Genomic DNA, 26,988 nt, shown 5'->3' with positions numbered 1-26,988 from the left:
AGTAAGAGTAAAGATGGTCAGCAGGTATACATTTGGCACTCGAGCACAGAAACCAGTGGTCAATACTGAAAAATTCATGTTCTTTGGCGAGTTCGTTAACATCTAGAATAACTTGTTTGTCTATTCCTAAAAAGTGTTTTTCGCGTAAATGAATTGGGTATTCGTTGTCACCTGTGACTTTATTTGAGTAGTAATAGCTACCTTTACGAACGGGGACCGAATTGTCGTCTTTCGCGATTCGGCCTTTGATCTCTTCAAATAATTGTTCTTGGGATGCTTCCGTGTGTTTCAGCACCGTATCGGCATACCGGTTTTCTTGCTCGAGGTGCTGCAAGATCTCTGGATCTTGGCGTTGATCATCACGCATCCAATAGTAATCATCAATTCGTGTGTCACCATGAGTCGTCATTGAATGAGGGACTTTCTTAGCAACGGGAGCTTGAGTTTGTTGAGCGATAAGTTGCGATAGAGAGTAGTGGTTCATGGTTGTTATTCCTTGATTGCTGCATCCGGCGACAAGCGCTACCGATACGGCCAATGTGGTTAAAGCGAAACGCATCTTTATATCCTTAGTGTGCACCTTACTCGTTTTATTGCCAGCATCCTTTAGTGGTTAGTTTCCTTCCAGTGATATTATTTATAATTGGATTCTGGATATGCACTTTCATCGTAAGTGTCTGTTATTATGTTTAAAAAATCAAAGTAATGTTTGATGAAATTAGTGGTAGACATCAGGCGAGGGTAAACGGGTAATAAAAAAGGGACACGCCTTTCAGCATGTCCCTCTATTTATTAGGCAGGAGTTGCGTTTTACTTTAGATAGCCAATGGCATTTCGTTTGAGTGGTCAGGCTTACGATTAACCCAACGTAAACCAAGCATAGCGATAAGCGACATGGTAATCATCAAGCAACCCAGTGGCAGTTGATCTTGAGCTGGGAAGAACGATGCCAACAGTGTAGCAATACCGGCACCTAAGTTCTGCATACCACCCAAGATCGCGCCACCTGTACCAGCATGGTATGGGAATGGCGAAAGTGCACCTGTTGTTGCTGCTGGGAATAAGATACCAGCGCCCAAGAAGTAAATGGTTGCGCCGCCAATCAATGTCAATGCGGTTGTTTGACCAAACAGACCCGGGATAAGCACGACAGCTGAGCCAACTAAGATCGATACCAAGCCAATATTTAGTGCGCGGCGCTCAGAGCGACGCTGCGCGATGTAACTCGAAAGGCCAGCACCTACTAGGTAACCTGGAATCGGTAAAACAAACAGTAAACTCACAGTAGTTGCCGGCAAGCCAAGTACACCGCCAAGCAGTACTCCTGCAGCTGCTTCAAATACAGCTATCCCTGCAAATGTTGCAACCAGTACCAATAGGAAACCTTGGAAGCGCTTGTCAGATAGAACAAACCTGTAGCTGGTTCCTACCGATTCATTTTTGCGTCGCTCTTTTGGCAATGTTTCCATCATGCTCGTCATCATGGTGATCACAACAGCGATACCAAATAGTGCTAGAAACAAGTAGCTAGATCGCCAGCCGAAAGCTTCTGTTAGGTAACCACCCAATACAGGTGCCATCAATGGGGAAAAAATCACACACATGCTGATCAAGCTGTTTGCACGATGTAATTCAGCGCCCTCAAAACAGTCACGGGTCAATGTACGAGACATCGCACCACCACAACCAATGCCGAGCCCTTGAATAAAGCTACCCACCAAGAACCATTCGTATTCATGAGCGAATAAGGCTACCAAGGTACCTAGGATGTAGATGACCAAGCCAGCGACGATGATTGGTTTGCGACCGAGGCGATCTGAAAGCGGGCCGTAAACAAATTGCGACAAACCATAAGGGATCAGGTAACACGCCATCACAGCTTGAAGTGAAGACGCAGAAACCAAGAACTCACCTGCCATATGGCCAATAGAAGGCACGTACATCGTTTGAGTCATTTGACCTACGGCTGTCAGAATAGCGATTAAGAAGGTAAGTTTCGCTAATGGAAACGAGGCGGACATTTGCGTATCTCTCCAAAAATTGAAAACGTAAAAAGCCTTAGCGCTCAATCAGGAGGATCCAATTGAGTTAAGCGATTAGTGAATCTAGGCGCGAAATGTTAGAGATTGATTGCTGATTTAGCAACCAAAAATTATTCAGTTACCCAAGATAAAAATCTATAAGTTGGATTAGAAAAATTAATCCGAATTTCTATATAGAATAAGTAAATATTGCAGGGGATAACCATTGAAATGTTATAAGTGACTGAGCGATATTTTGATGAGTTGAGGCGTAGTGCTTTGGAGAGGGTGTTTTACACAAAGCTTACTGACGTAAATGAGTTAGCGTCTGCGTAGTAAGCCCGTGAAGCGAGTGGCGTTTTTAGAATCAATATTCCACTTTAATAGAGTAGCCAGTCGGTCGCGTACACGACAAGCGTTATTAAGCAGGTCACAACAATTGTTATTACAAGTGCAGTCACTAACTTTTTCTTCAAACTTAGTGTGTTAAATACTTCGCCCTCTTGTTCTCTTAACCTCTTGTCTTCATCAAAGTGCCACTTGATCGCTAGGTAGCCACCAATAGCCAATACAATCAGCTTAAAAGCCCCTGCAAAGTATGGGAAGAAATTGGCCCAGCTTGCGTTCATCATTAGTCTCCGTCGATATGAAAATGATAAAACCAATAATAACAGCTAATTTTTTGTAGTGTAGTGGGACAAAAGAGGGCATTTTTCAATTATGGTAGGGGCGCTGCAAAGTGTTCTTATCGCCTTGAGGAAGGATGCAAGTTATACGTTGTATTTTTAAAACGATATAGATGAAGCTAAGTATCAGAAGTAAATAGCTTTCTCAGTCACAGAAGCGATAGACAAAAAATATGGCCTGTTAACATTTGCGTGAACTTTCGTTTTATATGTTAGTAATTTGTGATGTAATCATACGTTAAGCTATTCGTTTAACTTATCTACATTCTGTACAGCCATCGTTGTTGATGTGATAGTTATGGTTATGGAAGTCTTTTGGCTTAAATAAGGATATTAAATGCGTTCTCTATCGGTACTGTGGAAAATAACTCTACTAGCGGGTTGTTGTTTAATCATTACGTCGCTTTCTCTTATTGGTTTCTCGATCTACAACGCGACGAGTAAGCAACAAGTTATCAAATCTCAAAGCTCAGAATCAGTGATCACTAAAACTCAGCAGTTGTTATCGTCTGTTTCTCAGCTCAATGCACAAGAAACTCAACGTTATGTTGATGAAGCCATTTATCGCGCAGAGATGCTAGCGGCGAGTGCTCAGTTTTTAAAGAACAATGCGGATGAAAACTTTACACCAAGTGAAGAGCTTCGTACTGCATTAGATGAAATGGTGCGCAGATCGGTTTTAAACTTCGATTCGATTCAAGGTGCTTACCTCGTCTTTAAGCCTGATTTACTCGATAGCGAAGATTCGAATTATGTCGATGCCGATTATGTAGGATCTAACGAGAAAGGTCGCTTCGCTCCTTACTGGAAATTAGCGGATAATGGTGAGAATGTTCTCTCGAACGTCCTTTCGGAATCAACACTGAATGACAACAGCAATAGCGAGCGCTTTTACTGTCCTCTATCTTCAGGGCAAACCTGTATCAGCACCCCACGAGTGGTGAATAGTGGCGGTACAGCATTATTGACGTCCTCTATTTCAGTTCCAATTTTAGTCGACGATGTTGCGATTGGTTTTCTGGGTATCGACTTAAGGCTTGATGGCTTAACCAGTGTGATTACTCAATCTGACCAGAGTTTATTTGATGGTGCAGGTAAAGCGTATGTTGTTAGCCTAGATGGCTCAGTTATCGCTTCTGACGATTCAAGCATTGCAGTTGGTTCGAATTTCCAAAGCGATAATACCAACAGTGACTTAATGACCGATTTTATCTTCGGCGGTGAAGTAACAACGCAGTGGAGTGAGAACGGTGAGTGGTTACTTGCGTTTGCACCTGTCGTTGCTGCTAACCAAACTTGGGGGGTGTTGTTTGAGATCCCAAGAGACAGTGTCGTCGCTGATGCAAATAAACTGGATTCCATCATTAGCACTAAGCTAAGTGAAGGTATCAAAACAGAAGTGATTGCCGGTACGGTATTTATTATCTTCGGTTTAGCCATTATCGCATTTGCTTCGTTGTCCATTGTGAAGCCGATTCGTCAGGTAGTAGAAAGGTTGAATGACATCGCTTCTGGCGAAGGTGACTTGACCCAACGCTTAGAAGTGAAGTCTCAAGATGAAATCGGTCAGTTGTCGAAAGGCTTTAATCTGTTCCTAGATAAGCTGCAACATACAATTAAAGAAGTTATTCAAACCACAGAACAAGTGGCAAACACGACCAGCCAAGCGAAGGCATCTGCATCAAGTACTCGTGAAAGCAGCGAGTCTCAATTTAAAGAGGTGGATCTGGTAGCAACAGCGGCAGAAGAGATGACTCAAACTGCTGGCTTAGTGGTACAAAACGCAGAAGTTGCGGTAGACGCAGCTTGTGAGGCAAATCGTTCAGCTCAGCAAGGGCAACAAGTTATCGAGCTTTCCGCCGGTGAAATGAGGAAGCTGGTGGAACGCATGTCGAGCGCTGTGCCTATTGTTGAAGAGCTAGCAAAGAACAACGGCAATATCACAGAGATCTTAAGTGTTATCGAGGGAATCTCTGAACAGACTAACTTGCTAGCACTGAATGCGGCTATTGAGGCAGCTCGTGCTGGTGAGCAAGGTCGTGGTTTTGCGGTCGTTGCAGACGAGGTGAGAAACTTAGCAAGCCGAACACAATCATCCGTTGGGGAGATCAGAGCGGTGATCGATAAGGTTCATGCGGGTACGCAAGATGTGGTGGAAGCAATCCAAGAAGGTAATATTCTCGCCAACGATACAGCGCTACATGTTCAAAATGCAGTAGAGGATCTCGGTTCGATCTTTACTTCGATAGAAGCGATCAGTGATATGAACAATCAGATCGTAAGAGCAGCAGAAGAGCAACAATCGGTTTCCGGTGAAGTGAATCAAAGCGTGGTTAATATTCGCGACTTGAGTGCGAAGATCTTGGAACAAGCGGCAGCTTCTGAACAGGTGGGTAATAAAATCGATCAGCTGTCTAAGCAGCAACAGAAATTGGTTAATCAGTTCAAGGTCTAAACCTTAATCAATTCTTGGATAGAAAAAGGGACAAATGAAGATTTCATTTGTCCCTTTTTTTAATTCGTTTCTTTAGAAGTAGGTCAATAACTAGCGTCTGACGCTGCTTACTCTTCGATGAACCAGTAGCCTTTGTTAACCAATTGAGTCACGACAGTTACGCCTGAAGGTGATAGGGCAGTAGCCGAGGAAATCATGGTCTTATCACACAATGTGTTGATTAATGAAGAGTCCGCTTCATCCACCTTAACCACTTCGCCATTGATGTAAGCTGTGTTGCTTTGATTTTCGTGGTAGAGCGCCTTTAGGCCGGATACTCGGAGGATTTCACCTTCTGACTCTAGGTGTTGGGCAATCTCTTCTTGAGTCCATAGTGGATCTGGCGCAACGATATCGAGCTGATGGCGTGATTGGCTCAGCAAGCAACCCATGAAGTCGCTAACCGTCTCTGGTTGTTCAAGGGCTGATTTGAGCATATCAGTTAGGTTACTCAAATCTGACGAACGAATCTTGCCGTAGCCATCCTGCGTTTTTAACTCAGGATCATGCAAGTGAATATCACCCATATCATGAGCAAGTACAAAGTCTGCAAAGTTACTGATCAGCTCTTGTTCTTTCGGAGAGCGGTAGCCAATGGAGTAGCTCATTGATGGCTCTAGCGTATTGCCTTCGTGTGGGAAGCCTGGCGGGATATAAAGGATATCACCGGGTTCTAGAGTTTCATCAATGATTGGCTCAAAGCCTTCGATTTGGCGTAGAGCAGAGGCTTGGACGGTTTCTTTATATTGACCGATATCTTTTGCGCCGACTTTCCATTGACGCTTACCTTGGCCTTGAATGATGAATACGTCGTATTGGTCAATATGCGGGCCAACACCACCTTTGGGTGCCGAGTAGCAAATCATCAGATCATCAAACAACCAGTTTGGTAATTGTTGGAACGCTTTCGTTAGCTCATTGGCACCTTGATGCCAATGGTTTGCTGCTTGAACGATCAATTGCCAGTGAGTTTTTGCTAATTCGCCGAATTTTTCTTCGGCGAATGGGCCATGCTCTGCTGTCCATTGGTTGTTGAGGTTAGAAACAAAGCGAGAATCCACTTCTTCTTCCATCGATAAACCAGCAAGTTCTTCCGGCGAAATTGGGTCGACGAAGTTTTGGAAGCCACCTTTTAAGATTGTTGGTTTCTTATGCCAGTAATTTTCAAGAAACTCGGGCATAGAAAAGCTAAGTTGGTACATGTGAATCCTGTATGTTTTGTTGCTAGTTGCTAGTTGCTAGTTGCTAGTTGCTAGTTACTAGTTGCCAGTTTGGCTTGTAAATCTTGCTGGACAATCTTGATTGCTTCTAACGCAACCTTTGGGTCGATCTCATTACTTTCGAGTAGGTAGATCAAGTCAACGGCTAACTTAACTTCATCAGGTGCGTTGTCCAATGGTGATGATGTGTTATCAGTGCTCATTTCGCTTTGGGCTCTCTATATTAATCAGTCTTTCGATGTTCTTCATCGAGTCTTCACAGCGTTCCAAACGCTCTTTCGCTAACATCCAAGTATTTTCTGCTTGTGCTTTACTATGACGTGGTGCGGAGTCTAGTGCGAACTTGCGTCGTTTAACTAAATCAACCAAACGTCTTTGCCAGTCTTGGTGCTGAGCCAAGTCATTATACAAGTCGTTTAAGGTTTTCCCTGATTTGCTTTTTCTGTCTAAGCGTAAATCATGATTGGCGAGCTCGCGTTGCAAAGCCGCTATCTGGTTAGTTAATTTGTCGGTTAAGTAATTCGCGCGTGATGCCGAAAGTTGATTGGTGCTCTGTTCGCGAATAATGGTGTGATAAGTCGCTTGGATTTCAAGTGCGTAAGGGAGTAGAGTCGAGGCGCCACATTTAAACAATGTTCTGTCGAAAAGCGCCTGATGGTAGGCCCCTCGAGATTTATCGACCTGCGAACAGTGACCGAGTATGGTATCAATGACACTTTTGATTTGTGAAAATTGACTCATTTTGCTTCCTGTAATCCGATGGCTATAGGTTTACAAACCAAGCTTCGTAAGCCAGTTTTATCGCAAGTATACTGACAACCGTAACAAAGACTGGTCGTATAAACGTAGCACCAAATCGAATTGCGGAATGTGCCCCAACGAATGCACCTGCCATTAGGCAAACACCCATGGTTAAACCCAACACCCAATCAATATGGCCAAGAATCGCGAAGGTCACCAAAGACGTGAAGTTACTGGTGAAGTTCATTGCTTTCGATAGGCCAGAAGCAAGCAAGATATTTAGGCGGTATAGAGCCATCGAGCTCACCGTCCAAAAAGCGCCGGTTCCTGGGCCTGCAACGCCATCATAAAAGCCAAGAACGAAGCCTTGGTACTTTTGTTTCTTCTTAAGCACAGGGCAAGGTTTCGGTGACACGTTGTGATTGGCGTTCGGTGTCTTATGAAAAATGGTGTAGATCGCTGCAGCAAGAATGATCAGTGGCAGGACTTTCTCTAACCATTGAGTACTGATAGCGTCGACTGTTAACGTACCTATGGTTGCACCGATCAAGGTCGCTAAAAATGCATTTATCCAACATTCTGGCTTAAACAGCTTTTTACGATAATAAGTAAAAGCTGCTGTTGAAGAAGCGAACGTGGCTGCAAGCTTATTTGTACCAAGTGCGATGTGTGGCGGTAGACCAAGGGATAACAATGCAGGGACCGTTAACATGCCCCCACCACCGGCGACAGCATCAATAAAGCCCGCTGCAAATGCAACCAGCGCAAGTATAACCAACATGGTTGGTTCAATCATTTCCATAAATAGCTGTTGTTCTCGTTATTGGCCGTCAAAACAGCCACACGAATAGTTGATGGACTATTCGTGTTTGATTGTGAATGCAGGGGCCAAGCGATGACTGACCCAGAGCTGCCTAACTGCAGAAAAATTAGTATTTTATTGTTCTTTTAAAAGGCGGTAGTGAATCGAGTAGGGACTTGCCATATCGCTTCGTGACTATGCGTCGATCTAGGATCGTGACTTTACCAGAATCTCTCTCCTTACGCAGCAGTCGACCCACAGATTGAATAAGCTTTTTACTCGCTTCTGGAACAGTAATCTGCATAAAGGGGTTACCGCCGCGTGATTCAATATATTCCGAATGCGCTTGCTCTACTGGTGAGGTTGGAACGCCAAAAGGAATCTTGGTAATAACTAGGTTTTCAAGCAGCTCACCCGGCAAATCCAGACCTTCAGAAAAGCTGCCAGTTCCAAAAAGAACGCTAGTTTTACCTTGATCTATTAGCTTTTTATGTTTTTTTAGAATTTCAGCGCGTGAAGTATCACCTTGCACCTGCAACGCCCATGACTTTTTAACGAAATCTGTTGCCAAAGCTTCTGCAACTTTATTCATTTGCCAGTAAGAAGAGAATAGAACGAGATTGGCTTTGTTGTCTTCTATTACCTTAGGCAGAATTTCAATAAGATATTCGGTAAATTGAGGTGCTTGTGGTTCGTATTTCATAGCTGGCACGATTAACTCCGCTTGATTCTGATAATCAAACGGTGACGCCAGGGCAAGAAACTGCACACCATCTTCTTCTTTTTGACTGATACCGGCTTGATGGCAGAAAAAACTGAAGGAGTTGAGTGCTCTCATTGTTGCAGAAACAAGCACGGCACCAACACATCGGCTCCATATTTGCTGGTCAAGTTGCCAGCCAACCTCAAGCGGAGAAACATTGACAACAAAATCGCCTTCACTCTCTTTATTAAGTTCTAGCCAACGCGCTAAAGGCGCACCTTTTTCACGTTTTGGTTCAGCCATCAAGCGCCAAACTTGCGCTAGGTTCTCGGTTCTCTGTATATAGAAGCCGATTTCGGCGAGCGCAGGTTCTGCAAGCTTGGCTGAAAGCTCGCCATCTTTAACTCGTTCTGCAATCAGATCTGCAATTTTAGCGACAGCCTGACTCGCTTTCTGAGAAAGCTGTTTGAGGTCTTTAGATTCGTTCTCTAACCATTCTGGCAAGTCACCATGTTCAAAGCGGTAAAGCCCATCTTCAAAATGAGTAGCATCGAATTGCTTACTGAGTTGCGTGAGAGTCGGTATCAGCAGTTGTACTGCATCCTGCAATTCATTCTTGAATCGACCCACTCGTTTTTCGTCCGCCAAGCCTGAAAGCTTGGTTATCGATTGGTTTAAACGCTCTAACCATGAAGCGGCACCCTTCAAGCTCGCCGCTGCAGAAGAGTGATCTCTGGCTACGTGAGGTAAGTGGTGTGCTTCATCGAAGATATAGATGCTATTTTCCGGCTCTGGCAGTATCACACCGCCACCTAGGTCTGCATCAGCCATCACTAAACTGTGATTAGCGATGATAACGTCTGCTTTATCTAGCTCTGAACGTGCTTTTTGGAAAGGGCAATCTCTGTGAGTTGGCATGCTGTTGTTACAGCTATGCTTATCACTGACAATCATTTGCCAAATCATATTATCGATAGGCTTTGGCCATGAATCTCGGTCACCATCCCATTTGCCTTGAGCAAGGCTGCGATACATGGTTTGCAGTTGCTCAATATCTTTCAGTTTTGGCTTAGATTCGAACATTGCCATCTGGCCGCCATCAACTCCGCAGGCGGCTGCCAACTTTTCCGCACAGCAATAACGCTGTCGGCCTTTCGCTAAGATAAAAGAGAACTCCCTGTTAGTAAGTCTTCTGTATAGAGGGAGATCTTTGTTTACTAGCTGTTCTTGCAGAGCAACCGTTGCGGTTGAAATAACAATTTTTCGGTTGTTTAAAACGGCAACAGGGATCGCAGCCATTAAATACGCCAATGATTTACCGATTCCGGTTCCCGCTTCAGCAACGATCATACGATTACTTTTGTGGTATTGACCACAAAGTGTCTTGGCAATCTCTGCGACAAGGTAGTTTTGTGCACGCCTAGGTACAAAGTTATCCAACTGTTCTTGGAGGTTTTGATAACTGGTGCGAATAGAATTTTGAATTTTAGTAGTTAGCATACTGTGACCTACGTAACGGAGCGAGGATAGTAGCACATATAACTAGCCGGTACATTTACCGCAAAATAGCTTACTTTTGAATCAAAGGTAGATCTCGTTCACAAAAAAAAACTGAACCATCAGGAACTTAACGATTTTATTTATCTTGCGAAATATAAATATCAAAAAAGACTAGCTTGTAGGTGTTAAATTCTAAAGGTAGATGGTTTTTTGGCTTGATAATCGAGTTAAATTCTATTTGTTACATTTTAGAGCTTATTATCTTTGCTGGTAAAACTAAGGATAAGCTGCTCGTAAAATGATGAAAAGGAATGTAAGTAATTGATTTTGATTGTTTTGTGATTTTTTTATGTTTGTTTTTAGTTTATTTGACACGCAGGATAATCTTTTGCAATCTAGAACTCGAAATTTAGTGACGGTGATTAACCAACAAAGAGTGGTAATGACCAGTCACGATAAATAAAAGGGAACCGGGCAAGGATCTCCCATTCTTAGAAAAGGCAGTGGATTTATTATGAAAAAGACTCTTTTAGCACTAGCAGTTATGACAGCAGCTGGTTCAGTAAGCGCAGCAGAAATTTATAAGTCAGAAGACGGCGCAGTAGACTTTTACGGTCAACTACGTACTGAGCTGAAAATTTCTGATGACACAAAAGAATATGCTTACGACGAAAATACTGACATGTTCGTTGGTACAGTTAATGAAGGTAACACAACTATTGGTGCTGGTTCTTCACGTGCAGGTGTTGATGCAAAATATGTACTTAATGACTCTCTCGACATTATTGGTAAAGTTGAATTTTCTGTTAAAGAAGAGGAAATGAAAATCCGCCAACACATCCTAGGTTTCTCTGGTGATTTTGGTTCAATTAAAATCGGTCAGCAATGGACTGTTTCCGATGATATCTACGGTGCCGATTACTCTTACTTCTTCGGTGGTTCTGCTCTAGGTTATTCTCAGCTTAATGGTGCAGCTCACGACTCAATGATCAAGTACAACTACGATGCTGATAACTTTTTTGTTGCTGCTAACTACGGTCTAGATGAAAATGATAGCAATCAAGAGCTTGCTGAAATTTTTGTCGGTGGTTCTGTTGGTGATCTAAGTGGTCACGTTGGTTTCGGTCAAACGACAGATGAAACTGGTGCTGATAAAGTAGAAGATACTTACTACGAAGCAACTGCTGAGTACTCATTTGGTAAAGCTGGTATTGGTTTCACATACTACAATACAGAAATCAAAAACTCAGAGCATAAAGTAACTATCGATGGTATCTCATTGGCAGGTACATATGCATGGGCTGACAACGCAACAGCTTACGCAGGTTACGAATACACAGATCAAGATGCTGGTAACATCAGCATAGTTGGTGAGTTTGGTGAAGAAGACACTTCTACAGTTATTTATGTAGGTACTGATTACCACTTTAACAGCTGGTCTCGTATCTATGTTGAAGCTGCTTACCTAGACGGTCGTACTCTAGGTTTCACAAACAAAGAATCTGATTCTTTTGTTAATGAGCCAACTATCGCAGACGGTGCTCTAGAATTCGCAACTGGCGTACGTGTTTACTGGTAATATATTAAGACTAATAACATATTAGTTTGACTAAATTATAGAGCCCAGCGTAAGCTGGGCTTTTTTTGTACTTGATGGATTATTATGAAAATACAAGCAATTACATTAATGTCTGCCATGCTAGTTAGTATGCCTGGAATCTCGGCATCTCTAACTGTCAAAGATACAGTAGATCTTTTAGCTGTAAATATGAAAAAGCCTAAAACCTCAGGCCAGGCCTTCAAGGCATCTACTGTTGTCACTTTAAATACAGGTCAGAACCAAGTCGTATTTCAATACGAACCTGTAATAGAAAAATCAGGTGATCGTAAAAAAGTTTATGGCAAAAACCAGATTGTTACGTTCAATATAAATGCTGATCAAGATGTTGAATTTTTAATGCCTACTTATCGTTCAGTTCGCTCTGCTGAGAAAGGTTTAAAAGATCTGGAGTTTAAGATTGTTGATCAACATGGTGTTGAGGTAGATAAGGTTGTTGATGAGCTTAAATCAAATGGAGTTCAATTAGGCCGGAACTATATTGAAGAGATTCGAGAGTATAATATTAATGGTGGGGTGGCGGCTGTCGCTGTTTCTTATGTTGCCATTGATAATCAAGCAGTAGCACAGCCTGAAAAAATAGTTGAGGCTGTAGCTCTTCCTGTTGAGAGTGTGGATAAGGTTCAATCAGAAGAACTAGAACAGCTTCAAGCTTGGTACCTGAAGACTTCAAAAGAAGATCGTAAAGAATTCCGCAAGTGGATGATCGATCAAGATTAATGAAGTTGTACAAAATTGATGAGAAAAGCGAGCGTCTGTTTTAGAAAACCTCGCTTTTTTACTCTTTAATTTAATAGTTTGATTCCGGCAGAATCAGATCTCTTTCCACTCACCTGGCTGCAGCTGTCCCACATTCATGTTGCCCATTGAATAACGGATAAGGCGTAGAGTAGGGAAACCGATGTTTGCCGTCATTCGTCTGACCTGACGGTTACGTCCTTCGATGATAGTAATCGCTAACCAGGTCGTTGGTATCGCAGCTCTGAATCTTACCGGTGGGTTTCTGTCCCATACCTCTGGCTCTGCCATTAACTCCACCTTAGCAGGTAGCGTCATACCATCTTTTAGTTCGACGCCTTTTCTCAATTTATCTAAATCTTCCTCAGAAGGTGCGCCTTCAACCTGCACCCAGTAAGTCTTTGGTGATTTTGAGTTTGGTTGAGTTAACTTGGCTTGAAAGATACCGTCATTAGTTAAAACCATTAACCCTTCACTGTCACGATCAAGTCTTCCGGCTGCATAAACGTCCTTTACTGGAATAAAGTCGGCGAGCGTCTTTCTACCTTCACCATCAGTGAACTGACTTAAAGTATCGAATGGTTTGTTGAACAAAATGACTTTGCGATCTTCGAGTGCAATTTTAGGTTTTGTGTTCGCCGTTTTAGGTTTGTATCTTTGCTTACTTGAGTGCGATTTCTTGTGTGCATTGCCAGTGTTATTTCTATCATTTTTCCGGCCCTGCTTGTTGCCGTTTTGTTTTAATTTGGCGCCAGAACGAGCTGTTTTGTCTGAACGAGAAGCGCTGCGTGAGCGAGTAGACATGTTAACTACCTTGCAAAAATGTAAACGAAGTGTGCTGAAAAGTTTTCACTGAAACGGAATTGAGCTATCATTTGCGCGCCTAAAAGACACAAAATAGAACAAGTTTATGGACTCTTGAGCCTGATTTGTTTAATTATACCAACGTGTTTTATTATAACAACGCACTCACGGATTTGGTTCATGCTGTCATTAGATTGCATGAAAAATAAGATAGAGTACGACTATCGAGTAAGCAGTTTTCACTCTCAGAGTCGCTTACTGGTCAATTTATAACATTCTCACTATTCATGTGAGCTTGTAAGAACTATAGGGAAATTTCATGCCTACTGAAAAACCAACTATCATCTATACCATTACAGACGAAGCTCCGGCATTAGCAACTTATTCTCTACTGCCAATCATTCAATCTTTTACAGCTTCTTCAGGTATTGCCGTTGATACTCGCGACATTTCACTTGCAGGGCGCATTATTGCCAACTTCCCTGACTACTTGAACGAAGAACAACGTATTGGTGATGCACTAGCAGAACTAGGTGAATTGGCTAAGACACCAGAAGCGAACATCATCAAGCTTCCAAACATCTCTGCATCAGTACCTCAACTACAAGCAACTATCAAAGAGCTGCAATCAAAAGGCTATTCACTTCCAAACTACCCAGAAGAAGCAAACACTGACGAAGAAAAAGCATTAAAAGCAACATACGATAAGATTAAGGGTAGTGCAGTAAATCCAGTATTGCGTGAAGGTAACTCAGACCGCCGTGCACCTCTTTCAGTTAAAAACTACGCGAAGAAAAACCCACACTCAATGGGTGCTTGGTCAGCAGACTCTAAGTCGCACGTTGCAAGCATGGAAGATAAAGACTTCTTCGGTAGCGAAAAATCGACAACTATCAATGGTGCGACAGAAGTAAGCATCGAGTTTGTAGGTAAAGATGGTGCTAAGAAAACATTGAAGCCAGCATTTGCACTACAAGATAAAGAGATCATCGATGCTTCAGTGATGAACAAAGCTGCTCTAGTGGCATTCTTTGAAAAAGAAATCGCGTCAGCGAAAGAGCAAGGCGTACTGCTTTCTCTACACATGAAAGCCACCATGATGAAAGTCTCTGACCCTGTGATCTTTGGTCACGCGGTTAAGGTTTACTACAAAGACGTTTTCGCTAAGCACGGTCAGCTTTTTGAAGAGCTAGGTGTTGATGTTAACAACGGTATCGGTGATGTATACGCTAAGATCGCGTCACTGCCTCAAGATCAAAAAGCGGCAATTGAAGCTGACTTACAAGCGGTTTACGAAACCCAGCCACCACTTGCGATGGTAGATTCAGACCGTGGTATTACTAACCTGCACGTACCAAGTGACATCATTGTTGACGCATCTATGCCTGCAATGCTGCGTTCTTCAGGGCAAATGTGGGATCCAGAAGGTAAGCAAAAAGACACTAAAGCAATGATCCCAGATCGTAGCTACGCGAGCATCTACCAAGCGGTAATTGATTTCTGTAAAGATAACGGCGCATTCGACCCAACTACTATGGGTAGCGTACCAAACGTAGGTCTAATGGCTCAAAAAGCAGAAGAATACGGCTCTCACGATAAGACATTCATTCTAGAAGCTGCTGGCCAAGTTCAAGTGGTTGATGCTTCAGGTTCTGTACTTCTAGAGCAAGACGTAGAGGAAGGCGACATCTTCCGTATGTGTCAGGTGAAAGATGCACCAATCCAAGATTGGGTTAAGCTTGCTGTGACACGTGCTCGTGCTTCAGATACTCCAGCGGTATTTTGGCTAGACGAATCACGCGCACACGATGCAGAGCTTATTAAGAAAGTGAATGCTTACCTACCTGAGCATGATACAGATGGTCTAGAACTGAAGATTCTTTCTCCATTGGAAGCGACCAAGTTCTCTCTAGTTCGTATTAAAGAGGGTCTAGATACGATTTCGGTTACAGGTAACGTACTGCGTGACTACCTAACTGACCTGTTCCCAATCCTAGAGCTTGGTACATCGGCTAAAATGCTATCAATCGTTCCACTAATGAACGGTGGTGGTCTATTTGAAACGGGTGCTGGCGGTTCTGCTCCTAAGCACGTTCAACAAGTAGAGAAAGAAAACCACTTGCGTTGGGATTCTCTTGGTGAATTCTTGGCACTAGCTGCATCTCTAGAGCACTTAAGCGTGGTTACAGGTAACGCTAAGGCTCAAGTTCTCGCTGATGCGCTTGATAAAGCGACGGGTGAATTCCTAGATAACAACAAGTCTCCATCACGTCGAGTAGGCGAGCTTGATAACCGTGGTAGCCACTACTATCTAGCGGCGTACTGGGCTAGAGCACTTGCAGAGCAAACTGCTGATGCTGACCTTGCAGCTGAATTTGCTGCAGTTGCTAGTCAGTTAGCTGAAAGCGAAGAAGCAATTGTAGCTGAGCTAAATAACGCACAAGGTGTTGCTGGCGACTTAGGTGGTTACTACCTATTTGATGATGCACTAGTTTCAGCATTGATGCGCCCAAGCGCTACATTAAACGCATTTATCGACGCATAGAGCTTGAACGCAGCGTTCTATGTGAGTGTTTTCTAAAGCGCTTGCAGACGGCATAGTAAAAGACGCTTTTACGTAACCGTTAAAGCGTCTTTTTGTTTCTGCCTGTTTTGATGTCGGCCGTGGTATCAAAAAGCCTCTATGTGGAACAGATGTTTCGCCTAAGATCAAACAGCCGCTCATAGAACCCTGTATACAGGTGTCAAAAGAGCGGCTTTCATAATCTGTTAATTTCCAAATCGTGCTATTCAGGTCAACACGATCTGGCAATTTTGCCTATTTACTGGCACTGCCTTCTACAGGAACAACGGAGCTAGCATGCGAGCCTTTAGGTCCACTTTCTACTTCATAGTCGACCTGCTGACCAGCCTTTAAGGTTCTGTAACCTTCCATTTGTATTGTGGAGTAGTGCGCAAAGATATCGCCTTCTTCACCTTCTGGACAAATAAAGCCAAACCCTTTGGCATTGTTAAACCATTTTACTGTACCTGTAGCCATGCTATACATCCCTCATGCATTTTGTTACTAACGTTGTTTATATCAAATCAATGTAAATTCGATCGACATCATTCCCACCAACCAAATACGTACGGTTGGCATCTTGAATTTCAGACATTACTTACGGAAGTTAACGCTACCCTGCGTAATTATTCCTTATTGTTAAATTTTCAAGCGTGTTATGAAACTGTATTAGAAAAACCTTTTAGCTCCAATGTAGCTAATGATAGACCACAGTCAATAGTAAACTGGTATAAAAGTGGTCAATTTTTATAACAAATCACATTCAGGAATGCCCACAAGCTATTAACCAAATGGTAACTTAAAGGCTGATGCATGGTTATTGTCAATAGTTATGGCTTCTTTTTAATCAAGTACATATGTTAATCCTGTGAATCGAGATCTTTTATTTGCAGCGACGGAAATGGTGGATTAGGCTCAGTATAGAGGAATATTTTTTGGTACTGTTTCTCGGTGCGGTTTCTTAGTACACCGTAAAGCGTGAATGTGGTAAATTTAAGTTACACAACCATTCACCACTTCCGAAAAATAACTCTTAGCAAAGCGATATGAGCAGAAACTTTGAATGGGCATCTCCAGGCTCAGATTTACTGGAGAAAGAGGCGACAAAAGTGAAGCCACCGGCAATGTATAACGTCGTACTGATTAACGATGATTACACGCCAATGGACTTTGTAATCGAGATCCTAGAGCGATTCTTCTCACTAGATATCGAAAAAGCAACGGAAGTGATGCTCAAGGTTCATTATGAAGGTAAAGCTATATGCGGCACATACAGTGCTGAAATAGCGGAAACAAAAGTAGCACAAGTCACGATGTACTCAAAAGAAAATGAGCATCCGCTACTATGTACAATGGAGCAAGTATAAATTGCTCGAACAACACTGTTGTTCCCTTAGGAGGTAATTATGCTAAATAAAGAATTAGAGTCGAGTTTAAATGGCGCATTTGCTCGTGCGCGAGACAAGCGACATGAATTTATGACTGTCGAACACCTCCTACTAGCATTATTAGAAAATGATGCGGCCAAGGAAGCGCTCCAAGCTTGTCAGGCTGATCTCGATGCTCTTCGCAATGAGCTCGATATTTTTATTGATCAAACGACCCCACTTATCCCAGAAAGTGATGAAACTCGTGAGACCCAACCTACGTTGAGTTTTCAACGAGTACTTCAACGTGCTGTTTTTCATGTCCAATCTTCGGGTCGCAGTGAAGTAACAGGTGCCAATGTGCTTGTTGCTATTTTCAGTGAACAAGAATCTCACGCAGCGTATCTTCTTAAGAAAAACGACATTAGCCGTTTAGATATCGTTAACTTTATCTCACACGGTATTACTAAAGCCAGTAATGAAGGCGATAGAGCTTCATCATCAGACTCATTTGGTGGTGCAGAGAATGCCGAAGAAGCAAATTCAGAAGACCGTTTAGAAAACTTTGCGACCAACTTAAATGAAGTCGCTAAGCAAGGTAACATTGATCCACTAATCGGTCGTGATAAAGAGCTTGAGCGAACTATTCAAGTCCTATGTCGTCGTCGTAAAAACAACCCTCTGCTCGTTGGTGAAGCGGGTGTAGGTAAAACGGCTATTGCTGAAGGTCTTGCATGGCGTATCGTTGAAGGACAAGTGCCTGAAATTATTCAGAGTAGCGTGATTTACTCTCTAGATATTGGTTCACTGCTTGCGGGTACTAAATATCGTGGTGACTTTGAGAAACGTTTTAAAGCGATTCTCAAGCAACTAGAGAAAGAAGAAGACGCGATTCTGTTCATCGATGAAATCCACACCATTATAGGCGCGGGTGCAGCATCCGGCGGACAGGTAGATGCGGCTAACCTAATCAAGCCACTACTGAGTAGCGGTAAGTTGCGCTGCATCGGTTCAACCACATACCAAGAATACAGCAGTATTTTTGAGAAGGAGCGCGCGCTATCTCGTCGCTTCCAAAAAATCGATATTGTTGAGCCTTCATTAGATGATACGACTAAGATTTTGATTGGCTTGAAGCCAAAATACGAAGCTCACCACGAAGTACGTTACACCAACAAGGCGTTACGTGCGGCTGTCGAGTTGTCTGCGAAATACATTAACGAACGTCACCTTCCTGATAAGGCGATCGATGTTATTGATGAAGCGGGTGCTCGTAGTCGTCTAGCACCAGCAAGCCGTCGTAAGAAGACAGTTAGCGTGGCGGACATAGAGTCAATGGTTGCGAAAATGGCTCGTATTCCAGAGAAGTCAGTATCGTCTTCAGACAAAGATACGCTTCAGAAACTGGACGACCGCATGAAAATGTTGGTGTTCGGACAAGATCCAGCCATCGATGTATTGAGTGAAGCGATCAAGCTAACGCGTGCAGGACTTGGTGCTGACAATAAACCTGTAGGTTCATTCCTATTCGCAGGCCCTACAGGTGTTGGTAAAACTGAGGTGACGGTTCAACTGTCTAAGCTAATGGGTATTGAACTGCTGCGCTTTGATATGTCTGAGTACGGCGAGCGTCACTCAGTGAGTCGCTTAATTGGTGCTCCTCCTGGTTATGTTGGATACGATCAAGGTGGTTTGCTAACGGATGCGGTTATTAAAAACCCGCACTCGGTTGTATTGCTTGATGAGATCGAGAAAGCTCACCCTGACATCTTCAACCTATTACTTCAGGTGATGGACAACGGTACGCTAACGGATAATAACGGTCGTAAAGCGGACTTCCGCAATGTGATACTTGTGATGACGACTAACGCGGGTGTGGCTGAGACTGAGAAGAAATCGATCGGCTTGATCCAACAAGATCACGCACCAGATGCGATGGGTGAAATCAAGAAAGTGTTTACTCCTGAGTTCCGTAACCGTCTGGATAACATCATTTGGTTCAATAGCCTTGATCCAAGTGTGATTAGCCAAGTTGTCGACAAGTTCATTGTTGAGCTTCAGGTTCAGCTGGATGCTCGTGGCGTATCTCTAGAGGTTTCTGAAGATGCTCGTCACTGGTTAGCTGACAAAGGCTATGACAAGACAATGGGAGCTCGTCCAATGGGGCGTGTGATTCAAGAGAAGCTTAAGAAGCCTCTTGCGAATGAGTTGTTGTTCGGTAGCTTAGTTGATGGTGGTACGGTTAAGGTAACACTTAAAAAAGACGAACTGCATTTTGTCTATGTTGGTGCTAAAGAAGAAGTGATGCACTAACAAAGTCGCAGATAGCTCAATAGCTTAGAGATAAAACGCATGACTTAGGTTGTGCGTTTTTTATGTTTTGAAGTTACGAGAAAAGATAAAGAAAAGCGGTTAAGACAAAGTGCCAAACGGTAGGCAATAAAAAACGGAGCATTAAGCTCCGTTTCTTATCGTATTCGATAATTAAAAATTAACGAGCACGGAAGACGATGCGGCCTTTAGAAAGGTCGTATGGAGTCATCTCAACAGTTACTTTATCACCAGTAAGAATACGGATGTAGTTCTTACGCATTTTACCAGAGATGTGTGCTGTCACTACGTGACCGTTTTCAAGCTCAACACGGAACATTGTGTTTGGTAGAGTATCAAGGACAGTGCCTTGCATCTCGATTACGTCTTCTTTAGCCATCTAATCCTCTTTCGAAACTTGGCGGTTTTCAACGGCTTGATTGTGCCGTCAAAATCATAATATGTAAAGTTGTGGCGTATTCTACCCTTGCCACCGCTGATTTACTAGCCTTTGATGACGTTGAAATCGTACTTTATAGTTCATAGCAGGGCATTCATCGATTTGATAACCCAAATATAGCCACTGTTTGTGTTCTTTCTGAGCATGTTGGATTTGGAACAAAACACCAAGCGTCCCCATGGATATATCAATGTCTGGATCGAAAAAGGTATAAAACGCACTGGTACAGTGAGACATCACATCGGTAACAGCGATGCCAACCAGGTCGGTCTCGTTGTAAATATGCATGAACTTAGTTGATAACCACTCATTTCGAGAAAATTGTAGAAACTCTTCTTTTTTAGGTGGGTACATAGTGCCTGAACGATGGCGAGCGGTGATATAACGGCTATATAAGTCAAACCAGTTATCATCCATTGTATCTTTGAGATCCCAACGAAAGGTTTTCGCTTTGTTGAGAATTCTTCGCTGACTTTTGGAAAACTTAACGTCGGGAATTGAAAGGCGAATCGCCTGACATGCTGAACAATTGTCGCAATGTGGCTTATAGATGGTGGCACCGCTGCGACGAAAACCGTTCGCAAGCAGAACTTCATAATTTTCTGAGGTGTGCATGTGCTCATCAAGTGTGACAGCGACTCTTTCCTCGAGGTGAGGGAGATAACTACACGCGTGATTGTCTGTTAATCCAATTCTGATTTGTTGTAAATCTGGATTCATTAAGGCATTTCCTCTAGCCATTGGTTTTCAAAGCATACATCGTTAACAGGCTTATCTTTCAGTAATTGCAGAGAGCTGAGAAACTCTTCTCTTTCTACTTCTAATGCCCCCAAAGACTTCAAGTGAGGGTTCATGACTTGGCAATCAATGAGCTTTCCTCCAGAATGAGCAAAGTGGTGACAAAAATACCATAGTGCGATTTTCGAGGCATTGGTCTTTAAGCTAAACATGGATTCACCGCAAAAGACCTGTCCTCTTTGTAAGCCATACAGACCACCGACTAGCTCGTGACCTTGCCACACTTCAACCGAGTGACAGAAGCCTAACGAAGCGAGCTCTCGGTAGGCAGCCTGCATGTCGCTATTTAGCCAGGTCTCTTCTTCCTGTCTTAACGATGAGCAATAGCCGATGACTCTATCCGTTGCTTGGTTGATGCTGACACGGTAATTATGTTTTCTTTGAAACTTTTTAAGACTTTTCGATGGTTTGAATGTCTTAGGATTAAATATCGCTCGTGGTGCTGGGCTCCACCAAAGTATAGGCTCACCTGGGCCATACCATGGAAATATACCGTGACTGTAAGCATTTAAGATTCGCATTGGCGATAGATCTCCCCCAAAAGCAAGAAGGCCATTTGGCTCATCCAGTGCATCGAAGGGAGATGGAAACTCTATACTAGTAGTATCAAGTTCAGTTAGGTATATAGTCATAAGTACCGCGTAACAGATTAATCACTGGCCATGAGGTCATTAGGAGCTCTAGCATGAAGAAGTTGCTTTGGATTTTACTTGTTTTGCCCATGTTGGCAAATGCAGCTTATAACCGAAATCAAGCTCGACCGGTGAACGAGGTTGTTTATGGTGAGATTGATACCGTGCGATATATTACTCAACAAGAGATAGTGGAATCGAAAGCGAGCGGCTGGGAGACCCTATTAGGTGCTGCGATTGGCGGTTTAATTGGTAACCAATTTGGTGGTGGTGCAGGTAAAGAAGTTGCAACGGCTGTCGGTGCTGTTGCTGGAGCTGGAATCGCTCGTAACCGAGGTAATAGTCAATATCGAGTGGAGTATAAATTGGTTGAACTGCTGGTTAAAACCAAAGATGACAAGCTCGTCAATATCATCCAAGACGTTGATAGTACGATGTTGTTTAACCGAGGTGACGACGTGAGAATTCTTTATTTTTCAGATGGCGTTCGCGTTGATCTCGTGTACTAGTATGAAAATGCTATTGGTTGGCTAATTAATCACCTTTTTGAAGGGGATTAGCTCTGGAGTTCATTGGAAAAGTTCGTTAGTCTGCAAGTACGAAGAATTATTCATCACCCGAAAATAAATACTCACCAGTGACTTCGGGTGGTACAAGGACTAAAAGATTTAATGGAAAGCCTTACGTTACAACCAATTCAAAAAGTGAGTGGGGAAGTTAACCTGCCTGGCTCTAAAAGTGTTTCTAACCGTGCGCTTCTTTTGGCTGCGCTTTCAACCGGAACGACTCGCCTAACTAACTTATTAGACAGTGATGACATTCGCCATATGTTGAATGCTCTGACCCAGTTAGGCGTCGATTATCAGCTATCAGCGGGCAAAACCGTATGTGAAGTGACGGGCGTTGGCGGTGCTTTTTCAAGCAACAAAGCACTCGAACTTTTCTTAGGTAACGCAGGTACTGCGATGCGTCCGCTTGCGGCTGCGCTTTGTTTAGGTCGTGGTGAATACGTTCTAACTGGTGAGCCGCGTATGAAAGAGCGTCCGATTGGCCACCTAGTGACGGCTCTACGAGAAGCTGGCGCTGACGTTGAATATTTAGAAAATGAAAACTACCCACCGTTGAAAATCACAGGCACTGGTCTGAAAAGCGGTACGGTTTCGATCGACGGTTCTATTTCTAGCCAATTTTTGACTGCATTTTTGATGGCAGCACCGTTAGCAGAAGGTGAAGTGACCATCAAAATAGAGGGTGAATTGGTTTCTAAACCATACATCGATATCACGCTACACATTATGAAACAATTTGGTGTGGACGTGATCAACAACGATTACCAAGAATTTGTCATTCCAACGAGTCAATCATACAAAGCACCAGGTGATTTCCTTGTCGAAGGCGATGCATCTTCGGCGTCTTACTTCTTAGCTGCTGCTGCGATTAAAGGTGGCGAAATTAAGGTAACTGGTATTGGTAAAAACAGCATCCAAGGTGATATCCAATTCGCTGATGCACTCGAAAAAATGGGTGCTGAAATTGAATGGGGTGATGACTATGTTATCTCTCGTTGCGGTGATCTGAAGGGCATTGATATGGACTACAACCATATTCCTGATGCAGCAATGACGATTGCGACAACAGCCCTGTTTGCAAAAGGCACAACAGCGATTCGAAACGTCTACAACTGGCGCGTGAAAGAGACCGACCGTCTTGCGGCCATGGCAGCCGAACTACGTAAAGTGGGTGCAGAGGTAGAAGAGGGTGAAGACTACATCATCGTTAACCCAGTCGCCGAATTGAAATATGCGGCGATTGATACTTACGATGATCACCGTATGGCAATGTGCTTTTCGTTGGTCGCGCTAAGTGATACGCCAGTAACGATTAATGATCCAGGTTGTACATCAAAGACATTCCCTGACTACTTCGACAAGCTGAAGATGCTGAGTCAATAAGAATGCTAAGTTGATAAAGCTCAGGAAGTAAAAAAGCTTGCCTAAATGGCAAGCTTTTTAATTACTGCTGAAGCGTAAATTCTTTTGAAAGATGGTGTGCTAAGTATTTAAACATGTTGAATACTGCGGTTGTATTTTCTGTTGGCATCCCATTGCTGTCTAGGAAGTATTCGCCTTTGAAGACGAGCACATCGTCTTTCTCTACTACGCTGTTTGCGCGCATGCCTTCAATGTAGTCATCATGTGATTGGATAATTTGGTTTGCGATAAGCAGTAAATCAAATTCTGCTATTACTTTCTTTGTCATGAGTTTATCTCTGATAACTGAATATAACGTTGAGTTTATGGTGTCGAACTAGAAATTCAATGATTTCACAACCGATTAAGAGAGTCTTTTCGAATATCCACAATTTATTTTGTGATTTATGGCAAAAATCATGTAATGGGGCTCGCGTTCGATTCGTGGACAAGCTTAGTATGAGCCCGTTTAGAGTTAATGCCTGATGAATAAGCTCTTGCTAGTATTCTTTTCGAGTACTTTATAGCTTCTTTACATTGTGACCCTTTTATCTACGAGTCGTCGAATTGTCGAGCGATCAGATCCAATTTTGAAAAAAGCGGTTGATCTTCTAGTAATCTCGCACAATAGTAAAAAAAGAAGCAATGAATTTAGAATATCATGCGTAAAAGCCCGCAAGTTAAATTGTTGGTGCTGAAGCATCGTGATTAAGGACGTTAGAGTCAATATGGGTAAATCGCTCGTTATAGTGGAGTCGCCGGCCAAGGCTAAAACTATCAATAAATACCTTGGCAAAGACTTTGTCGTTAAGTCGAGTGTAGGTCACGTACGTGATTTACCAACGGCAGGTCAAAGTACTGGTAAAAAGGCTGCTGCAGTTTCAACAAAGGGTATGAGCCCAGAAGAAAAAGCTCGTATCAAGAAAGAAAAAGATCGCAAAGCCCTCATTAAGAAGATGGGCATCAACCCATATAAAGAGTGGGAAGCAAATTACCAAGTATTACCTGGTAAAGAGAAAGTCGTTGCTGAATTGCAAAAACTGGCTGAGAACGCAGACCATGTTTATCTCGCAACCGATTTGGACCGCGAAGGAGAAGCTATCGCATGGCACCTTCGTGAGATCATCGGTGGCGATGAAACGCGATACAAGCGAGTGGTGTTTAACGAAATCACCAAGAACGCAATCCAGCAAGCTTTTGAAACTCCAGGTGAGTTGAATATTGATGGTGTAAATGCACAACAAGCACGACGTTTTATGGACCGTGTTGTTGGCTTTATGGTGTCACCTCTGCTTTGGAAAAAAGTAGCACGAGGCCTATCCGCTGGCCGTGTTCAATCAGTGGCTGTAAAGCTTCTTGTTGAGCGTGAGCGCGAGATCAACGCCTTTATACCTGAAGAGTTCTGGGATGTGCATGCTGATACCAAAACAGCAGAAAAAACAGATTTTAGACTTCAAGTCGCACAAAAAGACGGTGTTGCGTTTAAACCTGAAAATGAAGCGCAAACGCAAGCTGCATTGAGTGTTCTTGAGAAAGCACAATACGAAGTATGTAAGCGTGAAGACCGCCCAACTAAGAGTAAGCCATCTGCACCGTACATTACTTCAACGCTTCAACAGGCTGCGAGTACTCGTCTTGGTTATGGCGTAAAGAAAACCATGATGTTGGCGCAACGCCTATATGAAGCGGGCTACATTACTTATATGCGTACTGACTCAACCAACTTGAGTTCGGAAGCGGTAGAAGCAGCTCGTGAATACATTGGTTCTGAGTTCGGTGCAGAGTACCTGCCACCAAAAGCGCTTGTATACGGTAGCAAAGAGGGTGCTCAAGAGGCTCACGAAGCGATTCGTCCTTCAAGTGTCGATGTTAAGTCAGAAGACTTAAATGGCGTAGACGCAGACGCACACAAGCTTTACTCGCTAATCTGGAATCAATTCGTAGCGTGTCAAATGACCCCTGCGCAGTACGACTCAACAACAGTAAGCGTTAAAGCCGAGGAGTACACGCTAAAAGCGAAAGGTCGTATCCTTAAATTCGACGGCTGGACTCGTGTTCAACGTCCGATGGGTAAAAACGAAGATACGATCCTGCCTGCAGTACAAATTGGCGATAAGTTGGATCTCATTGCATTGGATCCTAAGCAACACTTTACTAAGCCACCGGCTCGTTTCACTGAAGCGGCGCTTGTTAAAGAACTTGAGAAACGTGGTATCGGTCGTCCTTCAACATACGCGTCGATCATCTCTACTATTCAAGATCGTGGTTACGTGAAAGTTGAGCAGCGTCGTTTCTATGCTGAGAAGATGGGTGAAATTGTTACTGACCGTCTAGATGGTAGCTTCAATGACCTAATGAACTACGATTTTACTGCTCGTATGGAGCAGAAGTTAGACCAAATCGCTGAAGGCGAAGCAAGCTGGAAAGGCGTGCTAGATAATTTCTTCAAAGATTTTACCGGTGATTTGGAAAAAGCTGATCTCGACGAAGATGCAGGCGGCATGAAGCCAAACCACATCGTTGAAACCGATATTGAGTGTCCAACTTGTGGCCGTAATATGGGTATTCGTACTGCTTCGACTGGCGTATTCCTAGGCTGTTCTGGTTATGCACTTCCACCAAAAGAGCGTTGTAAGACAACGATAAACCTTGGTGATGAAGAAGGGGTTATCAACGTTCTTGAAGAAGATGTTGAAACCGCAGCACTTCGCGCTAAAAAGCGTTGCCCAATTTGTGAAACGGCAATGGACGCTTATCTGATTGATGACAAGCGTAAGATGCACGTATGTGGTAACAACCCGAACTGTGAAGGTTACGTGGTTGAACACGGCGAATTCAAGGTAAAAGGCTATGATGGTCCGCTTGTTGAGTGTGACAAGTGCGGTTCAGATATGGTTCTGAAGAATGGTCGTTTCGGTAAGTACATGGATTGTACGAGTGAAGATTGTAAGAACACTCGTAAGATTCTGAAAAACGGCGAAGTTGCGCCACCAAAAGAAGACCCAGTACATTTCCCTGAACTTCCGTGTGAAAATTCAGACGCGTACTTTGTGCTTCGTGATGGTGCTTCTGGTCTATTCATGGCAGCAAGTAACTTCCCTAAATCACGTGAAACCCGTGCTCCTTTAGTAGAAGAGTTAGTTCGCTTTAAAGACCGCATCTCACCTAAATTCCAATACTTGACGACAGCTCCTGTAGCTGATCCAGATGGTAAGCCGACAGTGGTTCGTTTCAGCCGCAAGACAAAAGAGAACTACGTTCGTACTGAAATGGATGGTAAGCCTTCTGGTTGGACCGCCTTGTACATTGACGGTAAATGGGAAGTAACGGATAAACGTAAAAAGCCCAAAGAAAAGTAATTGAACGTTATTGATATAAAAAGCAGCCAATAGGCTGTTTTTTTTTCGACTCATATATGACTAATTATACAATTCATTGAAACTGAATCTTAATTGTAATTATTTGTTAAATTCGCAGGGTAAAATAAATTAAGAGATTAATTACACGATCTTATTCAACTGTAACGAATATGTAACTTAATTAAAATATTGTAACTCAAAG

General features: G+C 43.1%; 22 protein-coding genes and 1 pseudogene. 9 read left to right on the top strand and 14 right to left on the bottom strand.

The features are described 5' to 3' along the window. The 3 genes and pseudogenes from A3712_RS14530 to A3712_RS14520 form a co-directional block, all read right to left on the bottom strand. Window positions 1–484: pseudogene (locus A3712_RS14530) on the bottom strand (oligopeptidase B); the annotation flags it as partial. Between the two features lie 331 nt (window positions 485–815). After that, on the bottom strand, window positions 816–2,021 hold the full coding sequence (emrD, locus tag A3712_RS14525) for a multidrug efflux MFS transporter EmrD (RefSeq protein ID WP_063524036.1): 1,206 nt from the start codon (window positions 2,019–2,021) through the stop codon (window positions 816–818). A 380-nt stretch (window positions 2,022–2,401) separates the two neighbouring features. Next, window positions 2,402–2,650: a hypothetical protein gene (locus A3712_RS14520; protein WP_004737417.1), complete on the bottom strand. Its 249-nt coding sequence runs from the start codon at window positions 2,648–2,650 to the stop codon at window positions 2,402–2,404. 394 nt (window positions 2,651–3,044) lie between these two features. On the opposite strand from A3712_RS14520, the gene A3712_RS14515 reads away from it, so the two are divergent. Then, complete coding sequence (locus A3712_RS14515; protein WP_063524035.1) at window positions 3,045–5,162, top strand: methyl-accepting chemotaxis protein; 2,118 nt, start codon at window positions 3,045–3,047, stop codon at window positions 5,160–5,162. Window positions 5,163–5,269: 107 nt separating this feature from the next. On the opposite strand, the gene A3712_RS14510 is transcribed toward A3712_RS14515, so the two are convergent. The 5 genes from A3712_RS14510 to dinG form a co-directional block, all read right to left on the bottom strand. Beyond that, window positions 5,270–6,403, bottom strand: coding sequence for a ribosomal protein uL16 3-hydroxylase (locus A3712_RS14510; RefSeq protein WP_063524034.1), 1,134 nt, complete (start codon window positions 6,401–6,403; stop codon window positions 5,270–5,272). 50 nt (window positions 6,404–6,453) lie between these two features. Next, a complete protein-coding gene (gene rsmS / locus A3712_RS14505) occupies window positions 6,454–6,624 on the bottom strand; it encodes a pleiotropic regulatory protein RsmS (RefSeq protein WP_063524033.1) in 171 nt (56 codons plus the stop codon). After that, on the bottom strand, window positions 6,614–7,162 hold the full coding sequence (locus A3712_RS14500; protein ID WP_063524032.1) for a primosomal replication protein: 549 nt from the start codon (window positions 7,160–7,162) through the stop codon (window positions 6,614–6,616). The genes rsmS and A3712_RS14500 overlap by 11 nt, the downstream gene beginning before the upstream one ends. A 22-nt stretch (window positions 7,163–7,184) precedes the next feature. Then, entirely contained in the window at window positions 7,185–7,964 is a 780-nt protein-coding gene (locus tag A3712_RS14495; protein ID WP_063524031.1) for a sulfite exporter TauE/SafE family protein, read from the bottom strand. 127 nt (window positions 7,965–8,091) lie between these two features. Beyond that, window positions 8,092–10,167, bottom strand: coding sequence for an ATP-dependent DNA helicase DinG (gene dinG, locus A3712_RS14490; RefSeq protein WP_063524030.1), 2,076 nt, complete (start codon window positions 10,165–10,167; stop codon window positions 8,092–8,094). A gap of 514 nt (window positions 10,168–10,681) precedes the next feature. Between dinG and A3712_RS14485 the strand changes: the two genes are divergently transcribed. Continuing rightward, complete coding sequence (locus tag A3712_RS14485; protein WP_063524029.1) at window positions 10,682–11,746, top strand: porin; 1,065 nt, start codon at window positions 10,682–10,684, stop codon at window positions 11,744–11,746. A gap of 84 nt (window positions 11,747–11,830) precedes the next feature. Then, the gene (locus A3712_RS14480) at window positions 11,831–12,505 is read left to right on the top strand and encodes a YccT family protein (RefSeq protein WP_063524028.1); all 675 of its coding nucleotides are present in this window, start codon (window positions 11,831–11,833) and stop codon (window positions 12,503–12,505) included. 93 nt (window positions 12,506–12,598) lie between these two features. On the opposite strand, the gene A3712_RS14475 is transcribed toward A3712_RS14480, so the two are convergent. Then, window positions 12,599–13,327 (bottom strand): pseudouridine synthase, encoded by a 729-nt coding sequence (locus tag A3712_RS14475; protein WP_063524027.1) that lies wholly within the window; start codon window positions 13,325–13,327, stop codon window positions 12,599–12,601. A gap of 319 nt (window positions 13,328–13,646) precedes the next feature. Here A3712_RS14475 and A3712_RS14470 point away from each other — a divergent pair, with 319 nt between their 5' ends. Then, a complete protein-coding gene (locus A3712_RS14470; RefSeq protein WP_063524026.1) occupies window positions 13,647–15,872 on the top strand; it encodes an NADP-dependent isocitrate dehydrogenase in 2,226 nt (741 codons plus the stop codon). 273 nt (window positions 15,873–16,145) lie between these two features. On the opposite strand, the gene cspD is transcribed toward A3712_RS14470, so the two are convergent. Continuing rightward, window positions 16,146–16,367, bottom strand: a complete 222-nt coding sequence (gene cspD / locus A3712_RS14465) for a cold shock domain-containing protein CspD (RefSeq protein WP_004737429.1) — start codon at window positions 16,365–16,367, stop codon at window positions 16,146–16,148. A 569-nt stretch (window positions 16,368–16,936) separates the two neighbouring features. Here cspD and clpS point away from each other — a divergent pair. Both clpS and clpA read left to right on the top strand, forming a co-directional pair. After that, window positions 16,937–17,257 carry an ATP-dependent Clp protease adapter ClpS gene (clpS, locus tag A3712_RS14460; RefSeq protein WP_063524025.1) on the top strand — a complete coding sequence of 107 codons (321 nt, stop codon included), beginning with the start codon at window positions 16,937–16,939 and terminating at the stop codon, window positions 17,255–17,257. Between the two features lie 39 nt (window positions 17,258–17,296). Then, window positions 17,297–19,570 (top strand): ATP-dependent Clp protease ATP-binding subunit ClpA, encoded by a 2,274-nt coding sequence (gene clpA, locus A3712_RS14455; protein ID WP_063524024.1) that lies wholly within the window; start codon window positions 17,297–17,299, stop codon window positions 19,568–19,570. 178 nt (window positions 19,571–19,748) lie between these two features. Here the strand turns inward: clpA and infA are convergent, their stop codons facing one another. The 3 genes from infA to aat form a co-directional block, all read right to left on the bottom strand. Beyond that, the gene (infA, locus tag A3712_RS14450; RefSeq protein ID WP_001040192.1) at window positions 19,749–19,967 is read right to left on the bottom strand and encodes a translation initiation factor IF-1; all 219 of its coding nucleotides are present in this window, start codon (window positions 19,965–19,967) and stop codon (window positions 19,749–19,751) included. Between the two features lie 81 nt (window positions 19,968–20,048). After that, a complete protein-coding gene (locus A3712_RS14445) occupies window positions 20,049–20,747 on the bottom strand; it encodes an arginyltransferase (RefSeq protein WP_063524023.1) in 699 nt (232 codons plus the stop codon). After that, entirely contained in the window at window positions 20,747–21,457 is a 711-nt protein-coding gene (aat, locus tag A3712_RS14440) for a leucyl/phenylalanyl-tRNA--protein transferase (RefSeq protein WP_063524022.1), read from the bottom strand. Before aat ends, A3712_RS14445 begins: the two co-directional genes overlap by 1 nt. Window positions 21,458–21,510: 53 nt before the next feature. Between aat and A3712_RS14435 the strand changes: the two genes are divergently transcribed. Together A3712_RS14435 and aroA are read left to right on the top strand one after the other, a co-directional pair. Then, window positions 21,511–21,966, top strand: a complete 456-nt coding sequence (locus A3712_RS14435; RefSeq protein WP_063524021.1) for a glycine zipper 2TM domain-containing protein — start codon at window positions 21,511–21,513, stop codon at window positions 21,964–21,966. A gap of 162 nt (window positions 21,967–22,128) precedes the next feature. After that, complete coding sequence (aroA, locus tag A3712_RS14430; RefSeq protein WP_063524020.1) at window positions 22,129–23,409, top strand: 3-phosphoshikimate 1-carboxyvinyltransferase; 1,281 nt, start codon at window positions 22,129–22,131, stop codon at window positions 23,407–23,409. Between the two features lie 61 nt (window positions 23,410–23,470). Here aroA and A3712_RS14425 read toward each other — a convergent pair whose 3' ends face one another. Next, on the bottom strand, window positions 23,471–23,716 hold the full coding sequence (locus tag A3712_RS14425) for a YciN family protein (protein WP_004737436.1): 246 nt from the start codon (window positions 23,714–23,716) through the stop codon (window positions 23,471–23,473). Between the two features lie 439 nt (window positions 23,717–24,155). Here A3712_RS14425 and topA point away from each other — a divergent pair, with 439 nt between their 5' ends. Beyond that, window positions 24,156–26,786 (top strand): type I DNA topoisomerase, encoded by a 2,631-nt coding sequence (gene topA, locus A3712_RS14420; RefSeq protein WP_063524019.1) that lies wholly within the window; start codon window positions 24,156–24,158, stop codon window positions 26,784–26,786. Window positions 26,787–26,988 lie beyond the last annotated feature (202 nt).

This window comes from Vibrio sp. HI00D65 (genome assembly GCF_001635455.1).
GTDB lineage: Bacteria > Pseudomonadota > Gammaproteobacteria > Enterobacterales > Vibrionaceae > Vibrio.
This window is presented reverse-complemented; position numbering and strand designations above follow the sequence as displayed.